The organism is Streptococcus sp. GMD4S (assembly GCF_000296955.1).
Window position 1 is genome coordinate 1 of sequence record NZ_AJRE01000437.1, and the last position, 4,938, is coordinate 4,938.

At 37.4% G+C, this 4,938-nt stretch carries 4 protein-coding genes; 3 read left to right on the forward strand and 1 reads right to left on the reverse strand.

Annotated features, from left to right (window positions below):
• The first annotated feature begins 158 nt into the window (after positions 1–158).
• From GMD4S_RS10525 to GMD4S_RS10535, 3 genes are read left to right on the forward strand one after another with little or no spacing between them, the layout of a single operon-like run.
• Positions 159–1,199 (forward strand): ABC transporter substrate-binding protein, encoded by a 1,041-nt coding sequence (locus tag GMD4S_RS10525; protein ID WP_000753272.1) that lies wholly within the window; start codon positions 159–161, stop codon positions 1,197–1,199.
• Positions 1,200–1,211: 12 nt separating this feature from the next.
• On the forward strand, positions 1,212–2,303 hold the full coding sequence (locus tag GMD4S_RS10530) for an ABC transporter ATP-binding protein (protein ID WP_001289677.1): 1,092 nt from the start codon (positions 1,212–1,214) through the stop codon (positions 2,301–2,303).
• Positions 2,293–3,951, forward strand: coding sequence for an ABC transporter permease (locus GMD4S_RS10535; RefSeq protein WP_000676642.1), 1,659 nt, complete (start codon positions 2,293–2,295; stop codon positions 3,949–3,951). The genes GMD4S_RS10530 and GMD4S_RS10535 overlap by 11 nt, the downstream gene beginning before the upstream one ends.
• A 100-nt stretch (positions 3,952–4,051) precedes the next feature.
• Here GMD4S_RS10535 and GMD4S_RS10540 read toward each other — a convergent pair whose 3' ends face one another.
• Positions 4,052–4,744 (reverse strand): histidine phosphatase family protein, encoded by a 693-nt coding sequence (locus tag GMD4S_RS10540; protein ID WP_000049290.1) that lies wholly within the window; start codon positions 4,742–4,744, stop codon positions 4,052–4,054.
• Positions 4,745–4,938: the final 194 nt, after the last annotated feature.

Below are 4,938 nucleotides of genomic sequence, written 5' to 3' on the forward strand. Positions count from 1 at the left end.
TGATTATTTGTCTCTTGTAGCTACTTCCCCTAACTTCTTTAACTCATATTTCTCGTTTTAGATTTCTTTAAGGTTTTTATTATATGATGTAGAACTCTGTAATTGAAAACATTAGGTAAACAAACAGAGAATAATGTTCGTAAAAAAGGAGAAAAATTATGAAAAAAACACTATCACTTCTCTATTTCAGCTGGATATTTCTACTTTTGTCAGGATGTTCTTCAACAACAGAAGCTGAAACTAGCATTGAAAATGATACGGATAAGACTTTAGTTGTTTATTCGCCTAACCCTGAAGATCTTATTGAAGAAACAATCCCAGCTTTCGAAGAAAAATATGGTATCAAGGTTGATTTAGTCCAAGCTAGTACTGGTGAATTATTCAAGAAAGCTGAGGCTGAGAAAGAAGCTCCTGTAGCCGATGTCATTTTCGGAGGTTCCTACGCACTCTTCTCTTCTAACGAAAAGCTCTTTGAGCCGTATACTTCCCAAGAAAACGACCACATTATCCCTGAATATCAAAATAAAACCGGATTCTACACCCCTTATACACTTGACGTCAGTGTCATCATTGCCAATTCAGCTCTTACAAAAGACATTAAAATTGAAGGCTACAATGATTTACTCAATCCCAAATTAAAAGGAAAAATCGCTACTGCTGATCCAAGTAATTCTTCTAGTGCCTTTGCTCAATTAACAAACATGCTTGTGGATCAAGGGGGCTATGAAAATGAGCAAGCTTGGACATATGTGAAAAATCTATTTAGCTTAGTAGATGGGAAAATTGCTTCTAGTTCTTCAAATGTCTACAAATCAGTCGCTGACGGAGAAATGGCTGTCGGACTCACCTATGAAGATCCTGCATTGAAACTCTTAAACGATGGCGTTGATGTAAAAGTCATTTATCCAAAAGAAGGAACCGTCTTTTTGCCTGGTAACGCAGCTATTATCAAAAATGCCAAACACATGGAAAACGCTAAAAAATTTATCGATTTCCTTCTTTCTCAAGACATTCAGGATAAACTAGGAACTGAAACAACCATTAGACCCATTCGAAAAAATGCTAAAATCAATAAAAATATGAAAGCAATGACAGAAATCAATATCGCTACTGAAGATTCAGATTATGTCATCCAAAATAAATCAGCTATTCTTAAAAAGTACAATGATATTTTCACTAATATTCAATCGAAACAGTAAAAGAGGTTCACTATGAGTGAGATCAAAATTATTAACGCAAAAAAAATCTACCACGACATTCCTGTCATTGAGAATTTAAACGTTACGATTCCAAAAGGAAGTCTTTTCACCATTCTTGGACCTTCAGGTTGTGGAAAAACGACCCTTCTTCGAATGATTGCAGGCTTCAACAGTATTGAAGGCGGAGAATTTTACTTCGATGATACTAAAATAAATAATATAGAACCCAGCAAACGCAACATCGGCATGGTTTTCCAAAACTACGCTATTTTCCCACATTTGACTGTCCGAGATAATGTTGCTTTTGGTCTTAAACAAAAAAAGGTTCCAAAAGATGAATTAGTTCAACAAACTAATAAATATCTGGAACTAATGCAAATTAATCAATACGCAGATCGAAAGCCCGATAAACTCAGTGGTGGACAACAACAACGTGTCGCCTTAGCACGTGCATTAGCTGTTAATCCAAGTGTTCTCCTCATGGACGAGCCACTTAGTAACCTGGATGCGAAACTTCGCTTAGATATGCGCCAAGTTATTCGAGAAATTCAACACGAAGTGGGAATTACAACTGTATATGTGACCCACGATCAAGAAGAAGCGATGGCTATTTCAGACCAGATTGCCGTTATGAAAGATGGGATCATCCAACAAGTCGGACGACCAAAAGAACTCTATCATAAACCAGCTAATGAGTTTGTGGCAACCTTTATTGGACGCACAAATCTCATCCCAGCCAAACTACAAAAAAAGAGCGACAGTGCTTATATCGTCTTCTCAGATGGCTATGCCCTCCCTATGCCAGCTCTTGATCAAGCTAAGGAACAAGCTGTTCTTGTGAGTATCCGTCCCGAAGAGTTTATCAAAGATGAATCTGGAGATATTGAAGGAATCATTTCCGATAGTGTTTATCTTGGACTCACCACTGAATATTTTGTAGAGACTGCATTTTCTTCAAAAATACAGGTCAGCGAAGAATCAACTTTTGAAGAAGATCTTCAAAAAGGGGATCGAATTCGTCTACGAATCAATACTCAAAAGTTAAATGTCTTTTCTGCAGATGGTTCCCAAAATCTTATTACAGGAGTTGGCTATGAAAGGTAAAAAACTAAATATTTGGACAGCCTCCTCATTCTTCATCTTTCTTACCTATCTTATTTTTCTTGTTTATCCAATTATTATTGTACTCAAGCAAGCACTCATACATGAAGGTCAATTCTCACTCGCTAATTTTGAAGATTTCTTTAGTAAATCCTATTACTCTGAGACACTAGTAAACAGTTTTAACGTCTCCATTACTTCTACTGTAACTTCCCTAGTTTTAGGGACTTTATTAGCTTACCTCTTTTCTATATATGACTTCAAAGGAAAGAAATTTTTACAGATATTGATTATCATAGCATCCATGTCAGCTCCCTTTGTAGGTGCCTATTCTTGGATTCTACTTCTTGGTAGAAACGGAGTTATTACAAAATTTCTAACCAACACACTCCATTTGCCTGCTTTTGATATTTATGGCTTCAAAGGAATTGTACTTGTGTTTACACTTCAGCTATTCCCATTAGTTTTTCTATACGTGGCTGGAGCAATGAAAAGGATTGACCATTCCCTTCTTGAAGCCGCTGAAAGTATGGGGGTAATCGGATTCAAACGTATGGTAACAGTTGTTTTGCCTCTTTTAGTTCCAACTTTACTTGCTGCTACGCTACTTGTATTTATGAGAGCATTCTCCGACTTCGGAACTCCTATGTTAATTGGTGAAGGATATCGGACTTTCCCTGTTTTAATTTATAATCAATTCATTAGTGAGGTTGGCGGAAATTCTGCATTTGCATCTGCTTTAGCAATCATGGCGATTATCATTGCTTTAACAATCTTCCTCATCCAAAAATATATTTCAAATCGCTATAGTTTCAGCATGAATTCGCTCCATCCAATTGAGCCGAAAAAAACTACAAAAGGAAAAATGGCTGCTATTTATGCAACAGTCTACGGAATTATCTTGTTCTCTGTTCTACCTCAAGTCTACTTGATTTATACCTCTTTCCTAAAAACATCAGGTATGGTATTTGTCAAAGGCTATTCTCTAAATAGTTACAAAATTGCCTTCAATCGTATGGGATCTGCTATTTTTAATACGATTCGCATTCCTTTGATTGCTTTAATTCTTGTTGTTTTATTTGCAACGGTTATCTCCTACCTAGCTGTTAGAAAACGAAATTTGTTTACAAACTTAATTGATAGCCTTAGTATGGTACCTTATATTGTGCCAGGAACTGTTCTAGGTATTGCCTTCATTTCTTCATTCAATACTGGTCTTTTTGGAAGCGGATTTCTGATGATTACAGGAACAGCCTTTATATTGATTATCTCCTTATCTGTCCGAAGACTCCCTTATACAATCCGCTCATCTGTTGCTAGCTTGCAACAAATAACACCTAGCATTGAAGAAGCCGCTGAGAGTTTAGGAAGTAGCCGTCTCAATACTTTCAGTAAAATCACTGTTCCAATGATGTTACCCGGTATTATTTCTGGATCTATTCTATCATGGGTAACAATGATTTCAGAACTCTCTACTTCTATCCTGCTATATAATTCCAAAACAAAAACTATGACCGTAGCAATCTATACAGAGGTTCTCAGAGGAAATTATGGTGTAGCCGCAGCTTTATCCACGATTTTATCTATCCTAACAGTCGCTTCCTTACTATTATTCATGAAAATCTCTAAAAGCAATAACATTACACTCTAATTTTTCCCTATCAAAAACAGCCGAAAGGATGATCCTAGGCTGTTTTTCTAATCTCTTATCACAATACATGACCCGAAGTTCTGATGAACGTATTTACTGATTAAATAGAATTTTCTTCCATCTTCTCACGTCCCAGTTCCCGATAGCTACGGTCACCGACGATTTCAACAGTAAACTGACCGTTCTCGTATTCTAGAATGGTCACACTACCATTATCTAGACCATGCGGATGCATGCCATTAATGAGATAAACCATCGTACCAATGGTCATCCCGTGGCTAACAACCAAGGCATTGCCACCACCTTGTTCTTCCATTTCTTTGGCAATCGTTTCAAAACCTTCTCTAATTCGGCCACTAAGTTTTTCCCAACCTTCAGCCCAACCAGCAGTATCAACCTCTACCAAACCTTCAGCTAGCTCTGCATAGGATAACTGATGAACATGATCCACCTTGAAAACACGAGGAATGACCCCCATAAAGAGGTCTCCATCATAGGCCCCATCAAAACTACCAAAGCACCACTCACGGATTCGCTTATCCATGCGGTAAGGGATTTTCCCTTGTAAACCCAGTTCTTCTAGGATAATTCCCATGGTCTGAATGGTACGCCCTGAATCACTGGAATAAGCTCGGTCAAACTGCAAACCAGACTCTCTCAAGCCAATTCCCAACTCATGAATTCCCAACTCACCTTCTGCAGTTAGAGGCGTATCACTCCATCCTTGAGCACGTCCAATCGTGTTAAACATGGTTTTCCCATGACGGACTAAGTACAATCTTACTTTAGACATTTTCTATCCTCCATTTTCTTCTATTATATCATGGATCAAAGAAATATTTGGCTTTCAAAAGCAAAGCTCCTTCTCCTAATTTTGCCACAAGAAAAGCTACCCTCACGGTAGCTTCCCTAGGAGATTATTATGAAAAAGTTTAGGATTTCTATTAAATAAAGTTAGGAGGTCTTTATTTAATGATTATAGTATAC

Coding starts and splice junctions, on each gene's coding strand:
- GMD4S_RS10525 (WP_000753272.1), top strand. CDS start 159: ATGAAAAAAACACTATCACTTCTCTATTTCAGCTGGATATTTCTACTT.
- GMD4S_RS10530 (WP_001289677.1), top strand. CDS start 1,212: ATGAGTGAGATCAAAATTATTAACGCAAAAAAAATCTACCACGACATT.
- GMD4S_RS10535 (WP_000676642.1), top strand. CDS start 2,293: ATGAAAGGTAAAAAACTAAATATTTGGACAGCCTCCTCATTCTTCATC.
- GMD4S_RS10540 (WP_000049290.1), bottom strand. CDS start 4,744: ATGTCTAAAGTAAGATTGTACTTAGTCCGTCATGGGAAAACCATGTTT.